The sequence below is a fragment of the Aeribacillus pallidus genome (assembly GCF_050478865.1).
In the GTDB taxonomy this organism is placed as follows: Bacteria; Bacillota; Bacilli; order Bacillales; family JACDOC01; genus JACDOC01.
In genome coordinates, this window is record NZ_JBCNBW010000097.1 from 1 (window position 1) to 356 (window position 356).

General features: G+C 32.0%; 1 protein-coding gene. It reads right to left on the reverse strand.

The window, feature by feature from the left end; genetic code table 11:
- Positions 1-113: 113 nt before the first annotated feature.
- Positions 114-356: hypothetical protein (locus ABES52_RS16765; protein ID WP_429652460.1), on the reverse strand; the 243-nt coding region annotated here is incomplete at its 5' end.

The window sequence follows — 356 nt, forward strand, 5'->3', positions numbered from 1 at the left end:
TCCAAGGAAAATTTGACGACCTTTCCCCGGTTGAATTCGAGAAAAGGTCGTAGCTTATCAAATGTGAGGCGAATGTAAATATAAAAATAATAGTTATGTTAAAAACAAAGAAATTAATTAGATTCAAATATTTTTGATATCTGTACATAGTCTGGCAAGTGGCTTGAGAGCGAGGTGACACTTAAATAACGTTCATCTTTTGTTATAAATTCTAAATAATTCGCATCATGACCTACATTAATATATAAATTGGAGTTATCCATATCCAACTCGGCAACTACGTTAGGATTGTCTTCTTTATAAATCCTAAAATGAACTTTGGGTGAATCAGTAATGATAAACGGATCTATCCATGT